Annotated in this window: 19 protein-coding genes; 13 read left to right on the forward strand and 6 right to left on the reverse strand. The window is 64.7% G+C overall.

All coding sequences use genetic code 11. The annotated features are described in order from the left end of the window. Positions 1-9: 9 nt before the first annotated feature. From iscA to pepB (BN1121_RS10385), 6 genes are all read left to right on the forward strand, one after another. Entirely contained in the window at positions 10-333 is a 324-nt protein-coding gene (gene iscA, locus BN1121_RS10360; RefSeq protein WP_005346695.1) for an iron-sulfur cluster assembly protein IscA, read from the forward strand. Between the two features lie 12 nt (positions 334-345). Beyond that, entirely contained in the window at positions 346-864 is a 519-nt protein-coding gene (gene hscB, locus BN1121_RS10365; RefSeq protein WP_005346699.1) for a co-chaperone HscB, read from the forward strand. A 6-nt stretch (positions 865-870) separates the two neighbouring features. Next, positions 871-2,709 (forward strand): Fe-S protein assembly chaperone HscA, encoded by a 1,839-nt coding sequence (gene hscA, locus BN1121_RS10370; RefSeq protein ID WP_005346702.1) that lies wholly within the window; start codon positions 871-873, stop codon positions 2,707-2,709. Between the two features lie 2 nt (positions 2,710-2,711). Beyond that, positions 2,712-3,050, forward strand: a complete 339-nt coding sequence (gene fdx / locus BN1121_RS10375; RefSeq protein ID WP_005346705.1) for an ISC system 2Fe-2S type ferredoxin — start codon at positions 2,712-2,714, stop codon at positions 3,048-3,050. A 146-nt stretch (positions 3,051-3,196) separates the two neighbouring features. Further along, positions 3,197-4,480 carry an aminopeptidase PepB gene (gene pepB, locus BN1121_RS10380; RefSeq protein WP_005346707.1) on the forward strand — a complete coding sequence of 428 codons (1,284 nt, stop codon included), beginning with the start codon at positions 3,197-3,199 and terminating at the stop codon, positions 4,478-4,480. Between the two features lie 2 nt (positions 4,481-4,482). Beyond that, the gene (gene pepB, locus BN1121_RS10385; RefSeq protein WP_005346710.1) at positions 4,483-5,757 is read left to right on the forward strand and encodes an aminopeptidase PepB; all 1,275 of its coding nucleotides are present in this window, start codon (positions 4,483-4,485) and stop codon (positions 5,755-5,757) included. Between the two features lie 45 nt (positions 5,758-5,802). On the opposite strand, the gene BN1121_RS10390 is transcribed toward pepB (BN1121_RS10385), so the two are convergent. The 3 genes from BN1121_RS10390 to asnS form a co-directional block, all read right to left on the reverse strand. Next, the gene (locus BN1121_RS10390) at positions 5,803-6,120 is read right to left on the reverse strand and encodes a hypothetical protein (protein ID WP_005346711.1); all 318 of its coding nucleotides are present in this window, start codon (positions 6,118-6,120) and stop codon (positions 5,803-5,805) included. 243 nt (positions 6,121-6,363) lie between these two features. After that, a complete protein-coding gene (locus BN1121_RS10395) occupies positions 6,364-7,707 on the reverse strand; it encodes an anaerobic C4-dicarboxylate transporter (protein ID WP_005346714.1) in 1,344 nt (447 codons plus the stop codon). 446 nt (positions 7,708-8,153) lie between these two features. Further along, positions 8,154-9,554: an asparagine--tRNA ligase gene (asnS, locus tag BN1121_RS10400; protein WP_005346717.1), complete on the reverse strand. Its 1,401-nt coding sequence runs from the start codon at positions 9,552-9,554 to the stop codon at positions 8,154-8,156. A 157-nt stretch (positions 9,555-9,711) separates the two neighbouring features. Between asnS and BN1121_RS10405 the strand changes: the two genes are divergently transcribed. Beyond that, positions 9,712-10,059, forward strand: coding sequence for a hypothetical protein (locus BN1121_RS10405; RefSeq protein ID WP_005346719.1), 348 nt, complete (start codon positions 9,712-9,714; stop codon positions 10,057-10,059). Here the strand turns inward: BN1121_RS10405 and BN1121_RS10410 are convergent. Next, the gene (locus BN1121_RS10410; protein WP_005346722.1) at positions 10,009-10,839 is read right to left on the reverse strand and encodes a HAMP domain-containing protein; all 831 of its coding nucleotides are present in this window, start codon (positions 10,837-10,839) and stop codon (positions 10,009-10,011) included. The two genes, BN1121_RS10405 and BN1121_RS10410, sit on opposite strands and share 51 nt — an antisense overlap. A gap of 96 nt (positions 10,840-10,935) precedes the next feature. Continuing rightward, on the reverse strand, positions 10,936-12,210 hold the full coding sequence (bioA, locus tag BN1121_RS10415; RefSeq protein ID WP_005346724.1) for an adenosylmethionine--8-amino-7-oxononanoate transaminase: 1,275 nt from the start codon (positions 12,208-12,210) through the stop codon (positions 10,936-10,938). A gap of 111 nt (positions 12,211-12,321) precedes the next feature. On the opposite strand from bioA, the gene bioB reads away from it, so the two are divergent. The 5 genes from bioB to htpX all read left to right on the forward strand — a co-directional run bounded on the left by bioB (position 12,322) and on the right by htpX (position 17,031). Continuing rightward, the gene (bioB, locus tag BN1121_RS10420) at positions 12,322-13,386 is read left to right on the forward strand and encodes a biotin synthase BioB (protein ID WP_005346725.1); all 1,065 of its coding nucleotides are present in this window, start codon (positions 12,322-12,324) and stop codon (positions 13,384-13,386) included. Further along, a complete protein-coding gene (locus tag BN1121_RS10425) occupies positions 13,383-14,537 on the forward strand; it encodes an aminotransferase class I/II-fold pyridoxal phosphate-dependent enzyme (protein WP_005346727.1) in 1,155 nt (384 codons plus the stop codon). The genes bioB and BN1121_RS10425 overlap by 4 nt, the downstream gene beginning before the upstream one ends. Then, complete coding sequence (bioC, locus tag BN1121_RS10430; protein WP_005346729.1) at positions 14,534-15,325, forward strand: malonyl-ACP O-methyltransferase BioC; 792 nt, start codon at positions 14,534-14,536, stop codon at positions 15,323-15,325. The genes BN1121_RS10425 and bioC overlap by 4 nt, the downstream gene beginning before the upstream one ends. 49 nt (positions 15,326-15,374) lie before the next feature. Then, positions 15,375-16,055: a dethiobiotin synthase gene (gene bioD, locus BN1121_RS10435; protein WP_005346731.1), complete on the forward strand. Its 681-nt coding sequence runs from the start codon at positions 15,375-15,377 to the stop codon at positions 16,053-16,055. 103 nt (positions 16,056-16,158) lie between these two features. Further along, positions 16,159-17,031, forward strand: a complete 873-nt coding sequence (htpX, locus tag BN1121_RS10440) for a protease HtpX (RefSeq protein WP_005346732.1) — start codon at positions 16,159-16,161, stop codon at positions 17,029-17,031. Positions 17,032-17,088: 57 nt separating this feature from the next. Here htpX and BN1121_RS10445 read toward each other — a convergent pair whose 3' ends face one another. Further along, positions 17,089-18,897 carry a hybrid-cluster NAD(P)-dependent oxidoreductase gene (locus tag BN1121_RS10445; RefSeq protein ID WP_005346734.1) on the reverse strand — a complete coding sequence of 603 codons (1,809 nt, stop codon included), beginning with the start codon at positions 18,895-18,897 and terminating at the stop codon, positions 17,089-17,091. Between the two features lie 106 nt (positions 18,898-19,003). Here BN1121_RS10445 and BN1121_RS10450 point away from each other — a divergent pair, with 106 nt between their 5' ends. Continuing rightward, the gene (locus tag BN1121_RS10450) at positions 19,004-19,765 is read left to right on the forward strand and encodes a substrate-binding periplasmic protein (RefSeq protein ID WP_005346735.1); all 762 of its coding nucleotides are present in this window, start codon (positions 19,004-19,006) and stop codon (positions 19,763-19,765) included. Positions 19,766-19,839: the final 74 nt, after the last annotated feature.

Consider the following 19,839-nt stretch of genomic DNA (forward strand, 5'->3'; position numbering starts at 1 on the left):
GTTAGTCATATGGCCATTACCATGACAGATGCCGCTGCGGCGCGAGTTGCTTCTTTCCTGACCAACCGGGGCAAGGGCATCGGCCTGCGCCTCGGCGTCAAGACCACCGGCTGCTCCGGTCTTGCCTATGTGCTGGAGTTCGTCGATGAACTCGGCGACGAAGATCAGGTCTTCGAGCAGAAGGGAGTCAGGATCATCGTCGATGGCAAGAGCCTTCCTCATATCGACGGCACCGAGCTCGATTTCGTGAAAGAGGGGCTCAACGAGGGCTTCAAGTTCAACAACCCCAATGTCAAAGGGGAGTGTGGCTGTGGCGAGAGCTTCAGCGTCTGATTGGAGCATTGCATGAATCACTTCGAGCTGTTCGGCCTGGTCCCCGGGTTTGCCCTTGACGGGGCCGACCTTGCACAAACCTACCGTCGGCTGCAATCCCAATTCCACCCCGATCGCTTCGCCGCTGCCCCGGAAGGGGAGCGGCTCGCCGCCGTTAGCCGCGCCGCCCTCATCAACGAGGCGTATGCGGTCCTGAAATCTCCACTGCGCCGAGCCGAATACCTGCTCTCCTTGCATCAACACGACATTCGAGGCGAGTCCCGCACCCTGCAGGACACCGCCTTCCTCATGCAGCAGATGGAGTGGCGCGAGGCCCTCGACGAGTTGCGACAGGCCGAGGAACCCGAAGGGGCCATCGACGCCTTCCGCCGCGAGATCAAGGATGAGCACAAGGGGCTGATGAGCCGACTCGAGCGTCTGCTCGAGGAGGGGGCCTGGGAGCTGGCGGCCGACACGGTGCGCAAGCTCAAGTTTGTCGACAAGATGCTCGAGGAGCTCGAACGCCTCGAGGATTCCCTGCTGGAACTGTAATTACCCATGGCATTACTGCAAATTGCCGAGCCGGGCCAGAGCGCCGCGCCTCATCAGCACAAACTCGCCGTTGGCATCGATCTCGGCACCACCAACTCCCTGGTTGCCACTGTGCGTAGTGGCCAGGCCGAGACGCTGGCCGATCACGACGGCTTCGATATTCTCCCCTCTGCCGTCCACTATCTGGCCGAAGGGGTGCGCGTCGGTCGCGACGCCAAGCGCGAGGCCGCCCAGGATCCCGAGAACACCATCATCTCGGTCAAGCGTCTGATGGGCAAGGCCCTGGCTGACGTGCAGCGCGACCATCTGCCCTATCGCTTCGCCGATGACGAGCTGCCCAATATTCTTACCCGTCAGGGGCCGGTCAATCCGGTGCAGGTCTCTGCCGAGATCCTCAAGGCCCTGGCCAACCGCGGTCGCGAGACCCTGGGCGGCGAGCTCGATGGGGTGGTCATCACGGTTCCCGCCTACTTCGACGATGCCCAGCGTCAAGGCACCAAGGATGCGGCCCGCCTGGCCGGCCTGCATGTGCTGCGCCTGCTCAACGAGCCGACTGCGGCCGCCATCGCCTACGGCCTCGACTCGGGGCAGGAAGGGGTGATTGCCGTCTACGACCTCGGCGGCGGTACCTTCGACATCTCCATCCTGCGGCTGCATCGCGGCGTGTTCGAGGTGATGGCGACCGGTGGTGACTCCGCCCTCGGCGGGGATGACTTCGACCACCTGCTGGCGGACTGGATCCGCTCCCAGGCCGGTGTCTCGGCCCTGACCGCGGGCGAGCAGCGCGCGCTGCTCGATCTCGCCTGTGACACCAAGCAGCGCCTGACCGACGACGCAGCCGTCACCATCGCCTTTGCCGGCTGGCAGGGTGAGGTGACCCGCGATCTGTTCAACGAGCTGGTTCAACCCCTGGTCAAGCGCACCCTGCTCGCCTGCCGCCGCGCCCTCAAGGATGCCGGCGTCGAGGCGATGGAGGTGCTCGAGGTGGTGATGGTGGGCGGCTCTACCCGGGTGCCCCTGGTGCGCGAGAAGGTGGGCGAGTTCTTCGGCCGTACCCCGCTCACCAGCATAGACCCGGACAAGGTCGTCGCCATCGGTGCCGCCGTACAGGCCGACATCCTGGTGGGCAACAAGCCCGATGCCGAGATGCTGCTGCTCGACGTCATCCCCCTCTCCCTGGGCCTCGAGACCATGGGGGGATTGGCCGAGAAGGTGATCCCGCGCAACACCACCATACCGGTGGCCCGCGCTCAGGAGTTCACCACCTTCAAGGACGGTCAGACCGCCATGATGATCCACGTGGTGCAAGGGGAGCGTGAGCTGGTGGCGGACTGCCGCTCACTGGCGCGCTTCACCCTGACCGGCATCCCGCCCATGGCGGCCGGTGCGGCCCACATCCGCGTCACCTTCCAGGTGGATGCGGACGGCCTGCTCTCGGTGACCGCCATGGAGAAGTCCACCGGCGTGCAGGCCGAGATCCAGGTCAAGCCCTCTTATGGCTTGGCCGAGGGCGAGATCCTCTCCATGTTGCAGTCTTCCATCGAGCATGCGGAAGGCGACATGGCCGCCCGCATGCTGGCCGAGCAGCAGGTCGAGGCCGACCGTGTAGTCGAGAGCCTCAACGCTGCCCTGGCCGCCGACGGGGAGGCGCTGCTCGATGCAAACGAGCTGGCCGCCCTGCGCGAGCAGGTGGCCAAACTGGCGGCCACCCGCCTGAGTGGCAGCGCCGACGAGATCAAGGCCGCCATCGAGGCAACCGATGGGGCCAGTGCCGAATTTGCCGCCCGCCGCATGGATGCCTCCATCCGCAAGGCGCTGGCCGGCCAGAACGTAAACAAGGTTTAACCATGCCGAAAATCGTAGTATTACCCCACGCCGAGCTCTGCCCCGAGGGGGCGGTTCTCGAGGCCAAGGAGGGGGAGACCATCCTCGACGTGGCCCTGCGTAATGGAATTGAGGTGGAGCACGCCTGCGAGAAGTCCTGCGCCTGCACCACCTGCCACTGCGTGGTGCGCGAGGGGTTCGACTCCCTCGATCCGAGCGACGAGCTGGAAGATGACATGCTGGACAAGGCCTGGGGCCTCGAGCCCGAGTCCCGCCTCAGCTGCCAGGCCAAGGTGACCGACGAGGATCTGGTGGTGGAGTTCCCCAAATACACCCTGAACCTCGCCTCCGAGCGCCACTGAGCACAGCTGCGGTGACGGCGTTGCAATGATATGGTGAAAGGCCGTGGCCCTCTGGGCACGGCCTTTTTATTTGTCGCAGCAATCAAATCATGATGGATTAAACGCCGGCCCGGCCGGCGATCACAAGAAGAAGGAAGCAAACCAAGATGGCTGAATTGATGAACGTTCTGCTCACCACCACCCCGGCGCCTGCGGTATGGGGCTCGGGGGCTCTGCTCAGTTTCGAAGGGGAGACGGCCCGCATCCACCTCGAGGGAGATGTGCTACGCGCCGTGCAGCGCGCCGCCCGTCGCCTCGAGTCCTCCGGCATCCGCCAGGTGCGTCTGGCCGGGCAGGGGTGGGATCTGGAGCGCCGCTTCGCCTTTGCCCAGGGCTTCTATGCCGCCAAGGGGGATCGCGAGCTCGACTTCGGTGAGCAGAGTGAAGGGGATGCTCGCGAGCTGGGTGCTCTGCTCAAGGCGACCCAGTGGGTGCGCGACGTGACCAACGCCTGCCCCGAGGAGATCTACCCCATGGCTCTGGCCGAGTCGGCCCTGCTGCTGATCCGCGGTCTGGCCGGCGACAAGGTGACCGCCCGTATCACGGCCGGCGAGGCCCTGCGCGAAGCCGGCCACATCGGCATCTGGTCGGTGGGCCGTGGTAGCGAGCGCGAGCCTGTGCTGCTGGAGCTTGACTACAATCCGACCGGCCGTGACGACGCGCCTGTGGTGGCGGCTCTGGTCGGTAAGGGGATCACCTTTGACTCCGGCGGTTACTCCATGAAGTCCTCCGACAACATGCTGCCGATGAAGTCCGACATGGGCGGTGCCGCCATGGTGACCGGCGCCCTGGCGCTCGCCATCAGCCGTGGCCTCGACCAGCGGGTCAAACTCATTCTCTGCTGCGCCGAGAACCTGGTGTCAGACCATGCCTTCAAGCTCGGCGACATCCTCACCTATCGCAACGGCCTGTCGGTGGAGATCCAGAATACCGACGCCGAAGGGCGCCTGGTGCTGGCCGATGGGCTGCTGACCGCCGTCGAGAGCGGCGCCGCCCGTATTCTCGACGCCGCCACCCTGACCGGTGCGGCCAAGATGGCGTTGGGGCGTGACTACAACGCCGTGTTTGCCCTCGACCAGAGCGAGTCCAGCCGTCTGCTGGCCGCCGCCCGCCGTGAGAATGAGAAGGCCTGGCAGCTGCCGCTCGAGCCCTGGCATGTTGGCCAGCTCACCTCCTCGTTCGCCGACATGGGCAACGTGGCGAGTGCCGAGGGCACCGCCGGTGCCACCACGGCTGCCGCCTTCCTGTCGCGCTTCGTGCGCGAGGGCGGCGAAGGTTGGGTGCACATGGATCTTGCCGGCGCCTATCAGAAGGCGGGCAACGATCTCTGGGCTGTGGGTGCCAAGGGCCATGGCCTTCGCACCATCGCCGCCTGGCTGCTGGAGGTGTGATCATGAATATCTGGTTGAGCCGCGACGCAGCCGATCCCCAATGGGGTGAGGGGGCTCTGCTCTCCTGGCGTCAGGAGGGGATGGCCATCCACCTGGGGCTTGATCCTCTGGGCGATATCCAGCAGGCGGCCCGCCGCCTCTGCTGTCAGGGGATCCAGCAGGTTGCCCTGGCGGGCCACTGGGAGCGCGAACAGCAGTGGGCCTTCGCCCAGGGCTTCCAGACCCCCAAGGCCGAGGTGCAGGTGCAGTGGGCGACCTGCGAGGAGAGCGACCGCGCCGAGCTTGAGGCGCGCTGGCTGTGCGGGCGCTGGGTGCGCGAGATGACCAATGCGACCCCGGAGCAGATCGGCCCGCTGGAGCTTGCGGTGGAGGCGGCTGCCTTCATCACCGAGCTGGCGCCGGACAAGGTGAGTCACCGCATCCTCAAGGGGGAGGCGCTGCAACAGGCGGGCTGGACCGGTCTCTGGTCGGTGGGACGCGGCAGTGCGCGTGAACCCGTGCTGCTCGAGCTCGACTACAACCCGACCCGGGATCCCAAGGCGCCGGTGGCGGCGGCCCTGGTGGGCAAGGGGATCACCTTCGATTCGGGCGGCTACTCCATGAAGAGCTCCGAAGGGATGCTCACCATGAAGTGTGACATGGGCGGGGCGGCCATCGTGACCGGCGCGCTGGGGCTGGCCATCGCGCGTGGTTTGACCAAGCGGGTCAAGCTCATTCTCTGCTGCGCCGAGAACCTGGTGTCGGGCAATGCCTACAAGCTCGGTGACATCCTCACCTATAAGAACGGCACCACGGTGGAGATCGTCAACACCGACGCCGAGGGGCGTCTGGTGCTGGCCGATGGCTTGCAGCTGGCCGGGGAGTCGGGGGCGCCGCTCATCATCGATGCCGCGACGCTGACCGGCGCCGCCGTGATGGCGCTTGGCGGGCGTTACAACGCCCTGTTCGGTCTCGACAAGGCCCTGGTGGCCCGGGCCCAGCAGATTGCCGATACCGAGCAGGAGCCGGCCTGGCCACTGCCACTGGAGCGCTGGCACCGGGGCATGTGCCCCTCCCATTACGCCGATACGGCCAACAGTCGTCCGGTGAAGGGGGGAGGACCGGGCGGTGCCTCCAATGCGGCCGGTTTCCTGTCGCGCTTCGTGCCTCGTGAGGGAGAGGGGTGGTTGCACATCGATCTGGCCGCCTGTTTCTGCGATAACGGCGACAGCCTGTGGGCGCCGGGGGCGACGACCCTCGGCATGCGGACCGTGGCGCGGCTGCTGGCCGACGCCTGATAAACAAAAAACCACCTCGATTGAGGTGGTTTTTTCATGGGGCGATCACTGGGGCTGGGCGGGCCAGGGGTGATCGAAGATGCGGGCTCGCTCCCAGGGCGCATCGGGCTGGGCCGAGGTGAGCCCCTGATACTTGCCCACGTCGTCCACCACCAGGGCAGAGAGGATCGGCAGCTGATGCTCGGTACAATGCATGCGGATCCGTTGCAGCAGGGTCCTTAGCTCGTCCTGACACTCTTCGAGCCCGGCCAGCTTGGCCAGCTTGGAGTAACGAATGGTTGCCCGATCTCGAGCCAGTCCGGTCAGAATGGCCCAAAGGGTGGCATCGCACACGCCATGCGCTTGAGTGGATTGACTGGTCATAGTTTTCTCCGATGCGACAGTTCGCGGGATCTCGGTCCGCATAGTGGGCGCCAGGGGGGCTGGCAGCCATGATCTGGCGCAAAAGGGGGCTCATTATTCGGCCTGGCATCAACAATGGTTGAACATACCCTGCATCTCCCCCCCAGTGGCAGTGCATTCTCTGGTCACAGATGGCGATGATTGAGGGTGCGAGGACAAAAAAGAACGCCCCCATATTGGGGGCGTTGACCGAGTGAAAGCGGTTTAGAGCAGTACTGTGGTGAGCAGATAACCGACAGTACTGGCCACGCTCACCCCGATGAGGCCCGGGATGATAAAGCTGTGGTTCAGTATGTACTTGCCGATGCGGGTGGTACCGGTACGGTCGAAGCCGATGCAGGCCAGATCGCTCGGGTAGGTCGGCAGGATGAAGTAGCCGTAGCTGGCCGGCAGGAAGGCGATCAGCAGCTTGGGATCGACACCCAGGGCCAGCCCCATGGGGGCGATGGCGGTCAGCGCCGCGGCCTGGCTGTTCACCAGCTTGGAGATGAGGAACAGCACCAGGGCGTAGGTCCAGGGCTGGGCTTGCACCACGTGCGCCAGGTTTTCCTTGAGCAGCGGCATGTGGGCCTGGAAGAAGGTCTCGCTCATCCAGGCGACGCCGAAGACCGAGAAGATGGCGACCATGCCGGCCTTGAACACGGCCCCGTTGGAGATCTCTGAGGCCTTGACCTTGCAGCTCATCAGGATCACGGCGCCGGCGATCAGCATCATCATCTGGATCACCAGGTTCATGGAGAGGGGCCCGGTCTTGCCGCCCATCTCGAACACGGGACGCAGGGAGGCATCGGCCCCCAGCACGACCACGGCGGCGATGGCGGCAAAGAAGATCCAGGTGGAGCGATAGGCTTCTTTCGGGAACTTCTTGTCCAGCAGGGTTTCGCTACCGCCGTAGATGAACTCGCGCTGATGGGGATCCTGCAGCTTGGCCTGGAACTCCTCATCCTTGTCGAGATCCTTGCCGCGACGCAGGCTCCACAGGGCGGCGGTCAGCACACCACACAGGGAGGCTGGCACCGAGACCATCAGGATGTCGAGCAGGCTGTAGGCGTGGCCGATGCCGGCCTTGGCGCCCAGGATGGAGACCAGGGAGACCACGGCAACCGAAACCGGGGAGGCGCAGATCGCCATCTGGGAGGCGACCGAGGCGACCGCCATCGGGCGCTCGGGACGGATGTTCTTCTGCAGCGCTATGTCGGCGATGATGGGGAACATGGTGTAGACCACGTGGCCGGTGCCGCACAGGAAGGTCAGCGTCCAGGTGGTCAGGGGGGCCAGTATGGTGATGTACTGGGGATGGCGGCGCAGCAGGCGCTCGGCGATCTGCATCATCAGGTTGAGGCCGCCTGCGGTCTGCAGGGTGGCGGCGCAGCCGATCACCGCGAGTATGGTCAGCATCACCTGTACCGGCGGCTCACCCGGGGTGAGGCCGAAGATGAAACTCAGAACAAAGAGGCCGATGCCACTGATGAGGCCGAGCCCCATCCCACCAAAGCGGGTACCAAGCAGCAGACAGCCCAGCACCACGAGAAATTCCATCAGGATCATATCCTGTATCCTCCAGTTACGTAGTGTATGTCTCCGCTGTGATGAAGAAACATACTCCCTTCGTTAATGTTGTTATTAGCCCTTTAGGGTTAGTTTCATTATCCGGGCAGAGCGGGCATGAAAGGGTGAGCCGCCTCAATAAGAACTTAAAAACCACGAAAAATACGCTAATAGCATTTTTGTCACTGAGGGAACTTGTCAAGTTGCGGTCGGAATTCCCGCGCCACTCTGAAGAGGTCGGGCGCTGCAGCCTCTTATCTAAGTAGGCAATGGGAGTCCTTCAGTGGGGACCCTGGCGTCGGGAGGCGCTGGCCAGCTCTACCGTGGTGCAGCCGGTCAGGGGAAGATGAGGAGAGTAAGAACATGCTCTCTGCCCGTATGGGCCTATTCCTGTGGCCTGCCTAGAAAAAAGCCGCCCAAGAGGGCGGCTTGTCACCAGGGTTCGATTAGAACTCGGCGGTGCGGGGGGTACGCGGGAAGGGGATCACGTCGCGCACGTTGCCCATGCCGGTCACGTAGACCACCAAGCGCTCGAAGCCCAGACCGAAACCGGAGTGGGGCACGGTGCCGTAGCGACGCAGGTCGCGGTACCACCAGTAGTCTTCCTTGTTCAGGCCCATCTCGGCCAGACGCTGATCCAGCACCTCGAGACGCTCCTCACGCTGGGAGCCGCCGATGATCTCGCCGATCCCCGGGGCCAGCACGTCCATGGCGGCAACGGTCTTGCCGTCGTCGTTGAGGCGCATGTAGAAGGCCTTGATGTCCTTCGGGTAGTTCTTCACCACCACAGGTGCCTTGAAGTGCTCCTCGGCCAGGTAACGCTCGTGCTCGGAGGAGAGATCGATGCCCCAGGAGACCGGGAACTCGAAGGTCTTGCCGCAGTTCTCCAGGATGGTGATGGCGTCGGTGTAGTCCACCTGGGCGAAGTCGGAGGCGACGAAGCGCTCGAGGCGGCCGATGGCATCCTTGTCCACGTGCTGGGCGAAGAACTCCAGATCGTCGCGGCGCTCGGCCAGCACGGCGTTGAAGACATACTTCAGCATGGCTTCGGCCAGGGCGGCGTTATCGTTCAGATCGGCGAAGGCCACCTCCGGCTCGACCATCCAGAACTCGGCCAGGTGACGGCTGGTGTTGGAGTTTTCGGCGCGGAAGGTGGGCCCGAAGGTGTAGACCTTGGAGAGGGCGCAGGCATAGGTCTCGACGTTGAGCTGGCCAGACACGGTCAGGAAGGTCTCCTTGCCGAAGAAGTCCTTGTCGTAGTCGACCTTGCCTTCCGGGGTGCGCGGCAGGTTTTCCATGTCGAGGGTGGAGACACGGAACATCTCGCCGGCGCCTTCGGTGTCGGAGGCGGTGATGAGCGGTGCCGCGATCCAGAGGTAGCCCTGTTCGTGGAAGAAGCGATGAATGGCCTGGGAGAGGCAGTTACGCACCCGGGTCACGGCGCCGACAATGTTGGTACGGGCGCGCAGGTGACCCTGCTCGCGCAGGTACTCAATGCTGTGGCGCTTGGCGGACATGGGATAGGTATCCGGATCTTCGACCCAGCCCACCACCTTGACCTCGGAGGCCTGCAGCTCGAAGGCCTGGCCGCTGCCTTGAGACTCGACCACTGTGCCGGTCACTTCGACGGAGCAGGCGGTGGTCAGACGCAGCACTTCATTCTCGTAATTGGCCAGGGAATTGGGGACGACGGCCTGCACCGGATGGAAACAGGAGCCATCGGTAATGGCCAAAAACGAGATCCCCGCCTTGGAATCGCGGCGGGTCCGGATCCACCCCTTGACGGTCAGGGTGGTGCCAACCGCATACTTGCCGGTCAGCACATCAACTACGGATGCGTGCGTCATTTGAAATATTGTCTCCAGCTTGTTCTTGCAACGCTTTATTGTGCAAAGTTCTGACGGGCTGGGCGCCGGGCGCCAGCCGAAGGCATAATCTTACCCGCGCCGGATTGATAAACAAGCAAAAATATGGGTATAGGCGCTACCCGGGAGTGGTATTGAAATGGAGAGGGATCGTCGTCGAGGACCGGATCTCTGGGTGCGTCTCACCCAGTGGCTGACTCTGGTCTGTTGGGGCCTGCTGTTGGTGGCACTGGCCCTCTTTCACTTTGCCAGGCCAGAGATGGATTTTGGCTTCCTGCGCTATGGCGGGGTCGAGATCCGCAGTGAATGGCTGCCCGAGCTGACCCTGTGGCTGCTGATCGCGCTCTGGTTCAACTGCCTGTTGACCCTGGCGACCCTGGTCATCGGATGGCGGCGTAACCGGCGGCTCGAAGATACCCGCCAAACCCAGTTGTGGCTACTGATGATGGTGCTGCTGGGAGGGCTCGGCGCCTACTATCTGGGCTGAGGCCTGCTGCATGGCCAGCTGCTGCTCGACGCTGTCGAGCATCTGGTTATAGGCCACCGCGACCCGCCCAATCTCATCGGTATCTTCATAGTCGAGGCGATGACCGAAGTCGTGACGGTCGGTTGCCTCTTCCATGGCACGGGTCAGCTGTGCCAGGGGGTTGACCACCCAGGTGCGCAGCACCCAGAGGGTGAGCAGCAGCCCCAGGCCGAAGATGGTGGTGAGGATCAGGGTCGAGCCGAGAATGCTGCGCTCGACCTGGGCAAACAGGGGATCGAGGGAGTAGTCGATGCGTACGGCGCCGAGTATGGTCCCCTCGGGTACCCGATGGCAGGCGGTGCAGTCGGTGCCCCGATACTCCTTGCTGGCGCGCAGTGGCAGGGTCGCCACCAGGCGGCTGTGGATCCCCTCCTGCACCACTTCCAGACTGGGCTGGCCCGCCAGGGCTTGCCGGTCAAACTCGTCGCGCGCCTGCTCCTTGTCTCGCCCGGGCCCAAACTGGGCACTGACCGCGGGCCCGCGGATCACCCGGGCATCTTCCACATGGCTGTGCTTGAGGAATTTCTCCTGAAGGGTGTCCCGTGCATTCATCTTGCCGGTCAGCATCAGTATGTTGAGGCTGTCGAAATAGGCTTCGGTCTGCTCTTGGCTCTGCTCCTTGACGAGATCGAGGATCAGGCCGCGCTCGCGCACCGCCTGATAGGCGGCGGAGAAGACCAGCACCATGGAGAAGATGAAGAGCAGGAAAAAATTGAGCTTGGCGGCGATGGAGAGGCGCATGACGATGGGGGTTCGTTGGGTAAAACCGCCCCAGTCTACGCCTCTTCATGGGGCGGGTCTGATGTTTTGCTCACAAAGTTGCAAGAAAATCGGGATTCAACCGGTGCAGATTTTCTCCTCCAGCACGGTTGCGATCGCACGGGTCAGCACCCTCAGCTCATCGGAGGTGATGACAAACGGCGGCATCAGGTAGACCAGCTTGCCGAACGGGCGGATCCAGGCGCCAAGCTCGACGAAGCGGCGCTGGATGAGGGCCACATCGACCGGCTTGTGCAGCTCCACCACCCCGATGGCCCCGAGCACCCGCACATTGGCCACCGCCGCGTGGGCCTTGAGGGGCAGCAGCTCACCGCGCAGCTGGGCCTCGATGCCCTTGACCCGCGCCTGCCAGGGGGAACTCAGCAGCAGATCGATGGAGGCGCAGGCCACCGCGCAGGCGAGCGGGTTGCCCATGAAGGTGGGCCCGTGCATAAAGACCCCGGCCTTGCCTTCGCAGATGGTGGTGGCGACCTGCTCCGTGGTGAGGGTCGCCGACAGGGTGAGGTAGCCCCCGGTGATGGCCTTGCCGAGGCACATGATGTCGGGGCGGATACCGGCCCAGTCGCAGGCAAACAGCTGGCCGGTGCGGCCAAAGCCGGTGGCGATCTCATCGGCGATCAGCAGCACCCCGAACTCGTCGCACAGGGCGCGCACCCACTGCAGATAGCGGGGGTGGTAGAAGCGCATGCCACCGGCCCCTTGCACTATGGGCTCGAGCACGATGGCGGCGATTTCCTCATGGTGATCCGCCATCAGGGTCGCCAGCTCTACCACGCACTGCTCGTCCCACTCGTCGTGGAAGCGACAGCTCGGGGCCTCGACGAAATAGTGCTCGGGCAAGAAGCCCTTGTAGAGCTCGTGCATGCCGCCGTCCGGATCGCACACGCTCATGGCGCCGAAGGTGTCCCCATGATAGCCCCGGCGCAGGGAGACAAACCTGGTTCTGGGCGTCCCCTTGGCGTGCCAGTACTGCTGCGCCATCTTGAGCGCCACCTCCACCGCCACCGAGCCCGAGTCCGCCAGAAACACCCGATCCAGCCCCTTGGGAGCTATCTCCACCAGCTTCTGGCACAGGCGAATCGCCGGCTGGTGGGTGATGCCGCCAAACATGACGTGGGACATGCGCCCGAGCTGGTCGGTGGCGGCGGCGTCGAGCTCGGGGACCCGGTAGCCGTGGATACAAGCCCACCAGGAGCTCATGCCGTCCACCAGTTGGCGGCCATCCGCCAGGGTGAGGTGTACGCCGCTTGCCTCGGTCACTTCGTAACAGGGCAGGGGGCGGGTGAGGGAGGTGTAGGGGTGCCAGATGTGGCGCAGGTCGAATTCGTTCACAAAATAAACCGATGTCAATGTAGTTCAACTGGTTGGTGTTGACAGGATACCGACAATCCCTACACTGGCCAACCATTAACGGCCCGAGAGCCTTACAACGAGAAGCACTCCATGAGCATCGAACCGCGCCACGACTGGACCCTGACCGAGGTCCAGGCCCTCTTCGCCCTCCCGTTCAACGATCTCCTGTTCCGCGCCCAGAGCGTGCACCGCACCCACTTCGATCCGAACGAGGTGCAGGTGAGCACCTTGCTCTCCATCAAGACCGGCGCCTGCCCGGAAGATTGCAAGTACTGCCCCCAGAGCGCCCGCTACCAGACCGGCCTCGAGGCGGAGCGACTGATGGAGGTGGAGAAGGTACTGGAGCGGGCTCGCGAGGCGCGAGAGAACGGCTCGTCGCGGTTTTGCATGGGCGCCGCCTGGCGTAACCCCAAGGAGCGCGACATGCCCTACCTCATCCAGATGATTGAGGGGGTGCGCGCCATGGGGATGGAGACCTGCATGACCCTCGGCATGCTCACCGCCGATCAGGCCGGCCGGCTCGCCGAGGCGGGGCTCGACTACTACAACCACAACCTCGACACCTCGCCGGAGTTCTACGGCGACATCATCACCACCCGCACCTACCAGGATCGGCTCGATACCCTGGAGCACGTGCGCGGCGCCGGCATGAAGGTGTGCAGTGGCGGCATCGTCGGCATGGGCGAGCAGCCAAGCGACCGGGCGGGCCTCTTGATGGCCCTGGCCAACCTGCCGCGCCACCCGGAGAGCGTGCCGATTAACATGCTGGTCAAGGTGAAGGGCACGCCGCTCGAAGACGAGGCGAACCTCGACCCATTCGAGTTCGTGCGTACCATCGCCGTGGCGCGCATCATGATGCCGCGCTCCCACGTGCGCCTCTCCGCCGGCCGGGAAAAGATGAACGATCAGCTGCAAGCCCTCTGCTTCATGGCCGGCGCCAACTCCATCTTCTATGGTTGCAAGCTGCTCACTACTCCCAACCCGGACGAGAGCAGCGACATGCAGCTGTTCAAGCGCCTCGGCATTCGCCCCGCCCAATGCGCCCAGAAGCCCGACGCGGTGCAGGAAGAAGAGCTTAACGCCACCCTGGCGCGTCAGGCCGCCAGTGCGCCGGCGAGCGGCGATCTCTTCTACGACGCCACGGCCCGCCGATGAACTCTCCGTTTGATCTCGCCGGCGCCCTGGCCGCGCGGCGCGAGGCGGCCTTGCTGCGCGCCCGCAGCGCGGTCTGCCTTGATGGGTTACGGCTGCGCGTGGAGGGACGAGACTACCTTCATTTCGCCGGCAACGACTACCTGGGGTTGGCCCGCGAGCCGGTGCTGGCCGAGGCGTTTGCCGACGGGGTCGCCCGCTTTGGTGCCGGCAGCGGCGCCTCGCCCCTGGTCACCGGCTACCAGGAGGCACACCGGCGCCTCGAAGAGACCCTGTGCGACTGGCTCGGGGTGGAGGCGGCGCTGCTCTTTAACTGCGGATTTTCCGCCAATCAGGCGGTGCTCAAGGCCCTGCTCGGCAAGGGCCATCGCCTGTGGCAAGACAGGCTCAACCACGCCTCCTTGCAGGAGGCGGGCAGCCAGCTCCCCTGCACCATGCGGCGCTTTGCCCACAACGACATGGGGGCTCTGGCGCGCCAGCTTGAGCCGGCTGCCGGCCTCATCGTCTCTGAGGGGGTGTTCAGCATGGACGGGGATCTCGGTGCCTGGCCGGCCCTGTGCGAGCTCGCCGCCGAAACGAACAACTGGTTGATGATCGACGACGCCCACGGCCTCGGCGTGCTGGGGCCCGAGGGGCGCGGTACCCTGGCATCGCTCGGCATAGCGCCGGGCCGGGTTCACATCCATATGGGGACCTTCGGCAAGGCGCTCGGGGTGGCCGGCGCCTTTGTGGCCGGCAGTCGCGAGCTGGTGGAGTACCTGACCAACTTCGCCCGTACCTATGTCTACAGCACTCACATGCCGCCGGCCCAGGCCCACGCCATCACGGCCGCAATCGGCCTGGCGCGGGACGGGGAGGGGCACCGCGAACAGCTGGCTCGCCTCATCGATCATTTTCGGTCCGGGGCCCTGGCCCAGGGGTGGCAACTGGGGCAGAGCCACACCCCGATCCAGCCGCTACTGGTGGGGGAGAGCGAGGCGGCCCTGCGGCTTGCGATGCGGCTGCGTGCGCGCGGCATCTGGGTCAGCGCCATTCGCCCGCCCACAGTGCCGGCCGGCACGGCGCGCCTTCGCATCACCCTGAGCGCCGCTCACGGCGAGGCGGACGTGGATGCCCTGCTGACGGCGCTGGATGCCTGCCGGGAGGGGGCATGAGCGAGTTGCAGCCGTTTCAGCGGGTCGACAAGGCCCAGCTGGCCCGCCGCTTCGGGGCGGCGGCCCGCCATTATGATGCCCACGCCGCCTTCCAGCGCGAGGTGGGGGAGGCGCTGCTGGGCTGGCTGCCGGCGCGAAGCGAGCGCCTGCTCGATCTGGGTTGTGGCACCGGCTATTTCCTGCCCGCATTGGCGGCGCGCAGCCACACCCTCACGGCGCTCGATCTCTCCCCCGGCATGCTGGCCAGGGCCGATGAACGCCACAGCGGTGCCCAGCTGGTGTGCGGCGATGCGGAGGCGTTGCCCCTGGGCGATGGCTCGCAGGATCTCATCTTCTCCAGTCTGGCCCTGCAGTGGTGCGAGCGTCCCGAGCAGGCCTTTGCCGAGGCGCGCCGGGTGCTGGCTCCGGGCGGTCGGCTCTGCTTCTCGACCCTGTTGTCGGGCTCGCTGGCCGAGTTGAAGGCCTCCTACCAGGCCCTCGATGAGGCCCCGCACGTCAATCGCTTCCTCGAGCAAGGGGCGCTCGACGCCGCCATCACGGCCGGCGGCCTCAGCATAGCGCGGCTCGAGGTGCATCCCTGGCGCCTCTATTACCAGGGGATCGAGGCGCTGCTGCGCGATATCAAGGGGATCGGGGCCAGCCAGGTCAACGACGGTCAGGGCGCCGCTGGCCTGGGTGGACGAGCACGCCTGAGGCAATTGGCGCAGGCCTTTGAGACAAGGCGAGAGCCGCAGGGGTTGCCGCTCACCTATCAGGTGGCGCTCTGTGTGGCGACGCGCGTCATATAATCATCCTAATTCCGATCGACGCAGGGTCGATCCAGAGCCAGGAGTCGTTATGGCCAAGACATTCTTTATCACAGGTACCGATACCGATGTGGGCAAGACCCAGGTGGCGTGCGCCCTGCTCAGGGAGCTGGTGGCGCTCGACTACAAGGCGGTGGGCTACAAGCCCATCTCGGCCGGCTGTGCCCGCACCCCGCAGGGACTGCGTAATCTCGACGCCCTTTTGCTGCAAGAGGCGGGCAACGTCGAGATGCCCTATGAGGCGATCAATCCCATCGCCTATGAGCCCCCCATCGCCCCTCACATCGCCGCCGAGGAGTCCCATAGCCCGATCTCGCAGGAGACGATCACCAAGGGCCTGCACCAGTTACAGCAGAGCGAGGCCGATGTGGTGCTGGTCGAAGGCGCCGGTGGCTGGTATTTGCCCCTGGATCGCCAGCACCTCCTCTCGGACTGGGTGCGCGAGCAGAATCTGCCGGTGATCCTGGTGGTGGGGGCCAAGCTCGGTTGCCTCAACCATGCCCTGCTCACCTTCGAGGGGATCCGCCGCGCCGGGCTGCCGGTCGCCGGTTGGGTGATGAATCGCATCACCCCCGAGATGAGCCACTATCGGCAGAATCTCGATACCCTGCGCGGCCTGCTGCCGGCCCCCTTCCTCGGTGAGATGCCCTGGTTGCCCGAGCACAAACGGCATGAAACCGCAGGGCTGCTCGATGTTTCCCCCTTGCTCTGATTGTTAACATTCAGCAATCATTCATTGGTTTTTGCGATAGTGGCGCCATGAAGTGGCCGAGGCGCCACTTTGAGAGATGGCGTAGTCCAATGAGGAGTAAAGAATGAAGCGCATCCTACTGTTCCTGGTTACCAACCTCGCCGTGATGCTGGTGCTGGGGGTGGTACTCAACATCCTGTTCAGCGTGCTCGGCATCAACAAGTCGAGCATCGCCGGCATGCTGGTATTCTGTGCCGTGTTCGGCTTCGGGGGATCCTTCATCTCCCTGTTCATGTCCAAGTGGATGGCCAAGCGCAGCTACGGCGTGCAGGTGATCGAGCAGCCCCGCAACGAGATGGAGCACTGGCTGGTCAGCACGGTAGCCCGTCAGGCCCGTGAGGCCGGCATCCAGATGCCGGAAGTGGGGATCTACGACTCCCCCGAGATGAACGCCTTCGCCACCGGTGCGAGCCGTGACGCCTCCCTGGTCGCCGTCTCCTCTGGCTTGCTCTATACCATGAGCCGCGACGAGGCCGAGGCCGTGCTGGCCCACGAGGTGAGCCACGTGGCCAACGGTGACATGGTGACCCTGACCCTGATCCAGGGGGTGGTGAACACCTTCGTCATGTTCTTCGCCCGCATCGTGGCCGGCGTCATCAGCAACTTCTTTAGCAACAACAACGATGAAGAGAGCAGCAGCACCGGCGGCCTGGCCTATATGGCGACCGTGTTCGTGCTGGAGATGGTGTTCGGCATCCTGGCCTCCATGATCGTCATGTGGTTCAGCCGTCAGCGCGAGTTCCGTGCCGATGCCGGCGCCGCCAAGCTGGCCGGTCGCGACAAGATGATCGCCGCCCTGCAACGCCTCTCCCGTGGCCCCGAGTCCCAGATGGAGGGGACCATGATGGCCTTTGGCATCAATGGCAAGCGCTCCATGAGTGAGCTGTTCATGAGCCACCCGCCCATCGAGCAGCGCATCCAGGCCCTGCGCGGCTAACCGCATCCCCATGAAAAAAGGGCTGGAGTGATCCAGCCCTTTTTGTTTGCCCGCGCCTTAGCGCGGGGCGACCACCAGGTCGGTCAGCGGCACGGCGCAGCAGGCGAGGATCTCGCCGCGAGCCCGGGCCGCTTCGTCCAGCGCCGGCGCTGCCGGGTGATCCACCTCTCCCTCCAGCAGGGTGCAGCGGCAGCTTCCGCACAGGCCAGCGCGGCACGACCAGGGGATCTCTATCCCCTGTTTGCCCGCCTGCTCGAGCAGGGCCCCCTGGTTGTTGCCGAGAAACTCCCGCTCACCGACCCGGATCCGTACCGGCTTAGGCTCTCGCGTCCCCCCAATGAGGGGACCACCGAATGACTCGTGATGCAGCCGCTCGGCCGGCACACCGAGCGCTTCGAGCCAGCCCTGCGCCAGCTGCATGAAGCCGCTGGGGCCACACAGGTAGACGTCCCGCGCCTCGATCTCCGGCACGGTCGCCAGCAGCTCGCGGCTGAGGTGGCCGCTGTGTCCCTGCCAGTGGGCGTCGGGGCGGCTTAGCACCAGCTGCAGTTGCATGCCCGCCTGGCGCAGGGCCAACAGCTCGTCGCGAGCCGGGATGTCGACCTCGCTGCGGCACTGGTGCAGGAAATGCACCTCGCCAAGCTCATCCCGGTCGGCCAGGAAGCGCGCCATGGAGAGCATGGGGGTGACCCCGGAGCCGGCCGACAGCAGCAGCAGCTTGCGTCGCCCGCCCAGGTGAAACTGCCCCTCGGGTGCGTGGGCGAGCAGGGTCTGCCCCACTTGCAACTCCTGGTGCAGCCAGGGGGAGGCACGGCCCTCCTCGAGGCGTTTGACGCTGATGGCGAGGCGATCCGGGCGCGACGGGCTGGAACTCAGGGTGTAGCGGCGCAGGATGCGCTGGCCGTCCAGGTCGATGGCGATCGGCAGGTGCTGGCCTGGCAGGTAGTCGGGCAGGGGCAGGTCATCGTCGGCCTCCAGCCAGAAGGTCTCGAGATCCCGCGCCAGCGGCTCGCGTGCCACGCAGCGCAGGCGGCGACGCGCCGGGGCGGCATTCGGGTAGTGGGCCGGACGACGGCGCTCCAGCACCTCGATGGGGGCGCCCACTTCGATGGTGCCCTCGTTCAGGGCGATGAGATTCATGCCGAAGTAGACGTCACCCCCTTCGCCGCTGCGATAACGACTCAAGGTGGCGAGCGGCTCCTTGAGGGGATTAAAGCGCTCGCTGCCCGGCTCGATCGTGGTCATGACGCAGCGGCTACACGGGGTGGCCACGCGAAACTCCACCTCGCCGATGCGGATGCGCTCCCAGCCATCCTCGGCAAACGGCGTCGTGCCGCTCACTACCAGATTGGTGCGAAACTGACTCATGCGGTGCAGTGCATCGGATCTCAGGTTGAGATCGCTCAGAGAGGCTTCTGAGATGAGCAGCAACGGATAGGCGTCGGCGAAGCTGACCCGGGTGCCGATCTTCTCCCGGTAGCGACCGGAGACGGCGCCGAGCCACAGCAGGCGAGCCGGCTCGCCGAGCACGCGGCTTATCCAGGCATCGGCCTCGGCCGTGGTGGTGAAGGCGCTGAAGTCGTCGCTCCAGACCCGGGTAGCGAAGGGGGCGCGTTCAAAGTCGGTTTCGGCAAGGCGCAGGAGGGGCTCCCCCTCATGCTCCAGGCTGAGCCCTGCCTCTGACGCAGTGGCGCGGATCTGCTGCAATCTGGGATGCGTTCTGGCCGTGATAAAGCGGCCATCGGGGTGGACCACCATGTAGCGGCGATCGCCCGCCAGTCCCTCCGGCGTCACCCTGGCGTGATCCGGCGAGAGCGCGGCACAGGATTTGACGGGGTAGAGGTGTAGGGCGGTGAGGGTGATCATGGCAGGCTCCTTGCTCGTATGCAGCCCCGAGCATACCGGTTTCGCTATCTGGACTCCATCGACCGTTCTGGGTCTATGTTTGTAGGGGCTGACGAGGAGGTGGAGTATGAGAGCGCTCTTTCTGTGGTTGTTGCTGTGGAGCTGTACCTGTTACGGCGCCACCTCGCTGGTGCTGAGCACCGGAGAGTACCCACCCTACTGCTCGGAGCGGCTCAAGTATCAGGGGCTGATCCCCCACATCATCACTCGCGCCTTTGCCAAAGAGGGGATCCGCGTCCACTTTGACTTCTATCCCTGGAAGCGGGCCTATCGTCTCTCCGAGGAAGGGGTGGTCGATGGTACCGCCCACTGGTACGAATCGGCCGAGCGGCGCAAGACCCACCTCTACAGCGATCCGATTCTGGCCGAGACGTATGTCTGGTTCTACCTCAAGTCGGCGCCAGTCGAGTGGCAGGACTACCCGGATCTGGCCCATCGCGCCCTGGTGGCCATCAGCGGTTACACCTACAACGAGGCCTTCTACAAGGCGGTCAAGTCGGTGCCCCTCAACGTTCAGTTTGTGACCCGGTTGCGTCAGAGCTTCGATCTCATCCTCTCGGGGCGTGCCGATCTCACCCTCGAGAATCTGGACGTGGGCTTCTACTCCCTGCGTCAGTTTTATCCGGCGAGTACAGTGGATCTCTTCACCACCCATGGCAAGCCGGTGATGAGGGTCGAGGGGCATCTGCTCATCAGCCGCAAGCGCCCCGACGCCGCCGAGCTCATCGCCCGCTTCAACCACGGCCTGAAGGCCTTGCGTGAGAGCGGTGAGCTGGAGCAGATGCTGTTGGCTTCCCGCTCTGGTCAATATGAGCTGGATAAACCCTGACCTGATTGCGTCTTTTTTGATCTGGATTGCATCCTGGTTTAAACGTTTGCCTCACACTGGAGCCAGTTCCAGTT

Origin of the sequence: Aeromonas diversa CDC 2478-85, assembly GCF_000819805.1 — a bacterium.
GTDB classification, from domain to species: Bacteria; Pseudomonadota; Gammaproteobacteria; order Enterobacterales; family Aeromonadaceae; genus Aeromonas; species Aeromonas diversa.

Coding starts and splice junctions, on each gene's coding strand:
- iscA (WP_005346695.1), top strand. CDS start 10: ATGGCCATTACCATGACAGATGCCGCTGCGGCGCGAGTTGCTTCTTTC.
- hscB (WP_005346699.1), top strand. CDS start 346: ATGAATCACTTCGAGCTGTTCGGCCTGGTCCCCGGGTTTGCCCTTGAC.
- hscA (WP_005346702.1), top strand. CDS start 871: ATGGCATTACTGCAAATTGCCGAGCCGGGCCAGAGCGCCGCGCCTCAT.
- fdx (WP_005346705.1), top strand. CDS start 2,712: ATGCCGAAAATCGTAGTATTACCCCACGCCGAGCTCTGCCCCGAGGGG.
- pepB (WP_005346707.1), top strand. CDS start 3,197: ATGGCTGAATTGATGAACGTTCTGCTCACCACCACCCCGGCGCCTGCG.
- pepB (WP_005346710.1), top strand. CDS start 4,483: ATGAATATCTGGTTGAGCCGCGACGCAGCCGATCCCCAATGGGGTGAG.
- BN1121_RS10390 (WP_005346711.1), bottom strand. CDS start 6,120: ATGACCAGTCAATCCACTCAAGCGCATGGCGTGTGCGATGCCACCCTT.
- BN1121_RS10395 (WP_005346714.1), bottom strand. CDS start 7,707: ATGATCCTGATGGAATTTCTCGTGGTGCTGGGCTGTCTGCTGCTTGGT.
- asnS (WP_005346717.1), bottom strand. CDS start 9,554: ATGACGCACGCATCCGTAGTTGATGTGCTGACCGGCAAGTATGCGGTT.
- BN1121_RS10405 (WP_005346719.1), top strand. CDS start 9,712: ATGGAGAGGGATCGTCGTCGAGGACCGGATCTCTGGGTGCGTCTCACC.
- BN1121_RS10410 (WP_005346722.1), bottom strand. CDS start 10,839: ATGCGCCTCTCCATCGCCGCCAAGCTCAATTTTTTCCTGCTCTTCATC.
- bioB (WP_005346725.1), top strand. CDS start 12,322: ATGAGCATCGAACCGCGCCACGACTGGACCCTGACCGAGGTCCAGGCC.
- BN1121_RS10425 (WP_005346727.1), top strand. CDS start 13,383: ATGAACTCTCCGTTTGATCTCGCCGGCGCCCTGGCCGCGCGGCGCGAG.
- bioC (WP_005346729.1), top strand. CDS start 14,534: ATGAGCGAGTTGCAGCCGTTTCAGCGGGTCGACAAGGCCCAGCTGGCC.
- bioD (WP_005346731.1), top strand. CDS start 15,375: ATGGCCAAGACATTCTTTATCACAGGTACCGATACCGATGTGGGCAAG.
- htpX (WP_005346732.1), top strand. CDS start 16,159: ATGAAGCGCATCCTACTGTTCCTGGTTACCAACCTCGCCGTGATGCTG.
- BN1121_RS10445 (WP_005346734.1), bottom strand. CDS start 18,897: ATGATCACCCTCACCGCCCTACACCTCTACCCCGTCAAATCCTGTGCC.
- BN1121_RS10450 (WP_005346735.1), top strand. CDS start 19,004: ATGAGAGCGCTCTTTCTGTGGTTGTTGCTGTGGAGCTGTACCTGTTAC.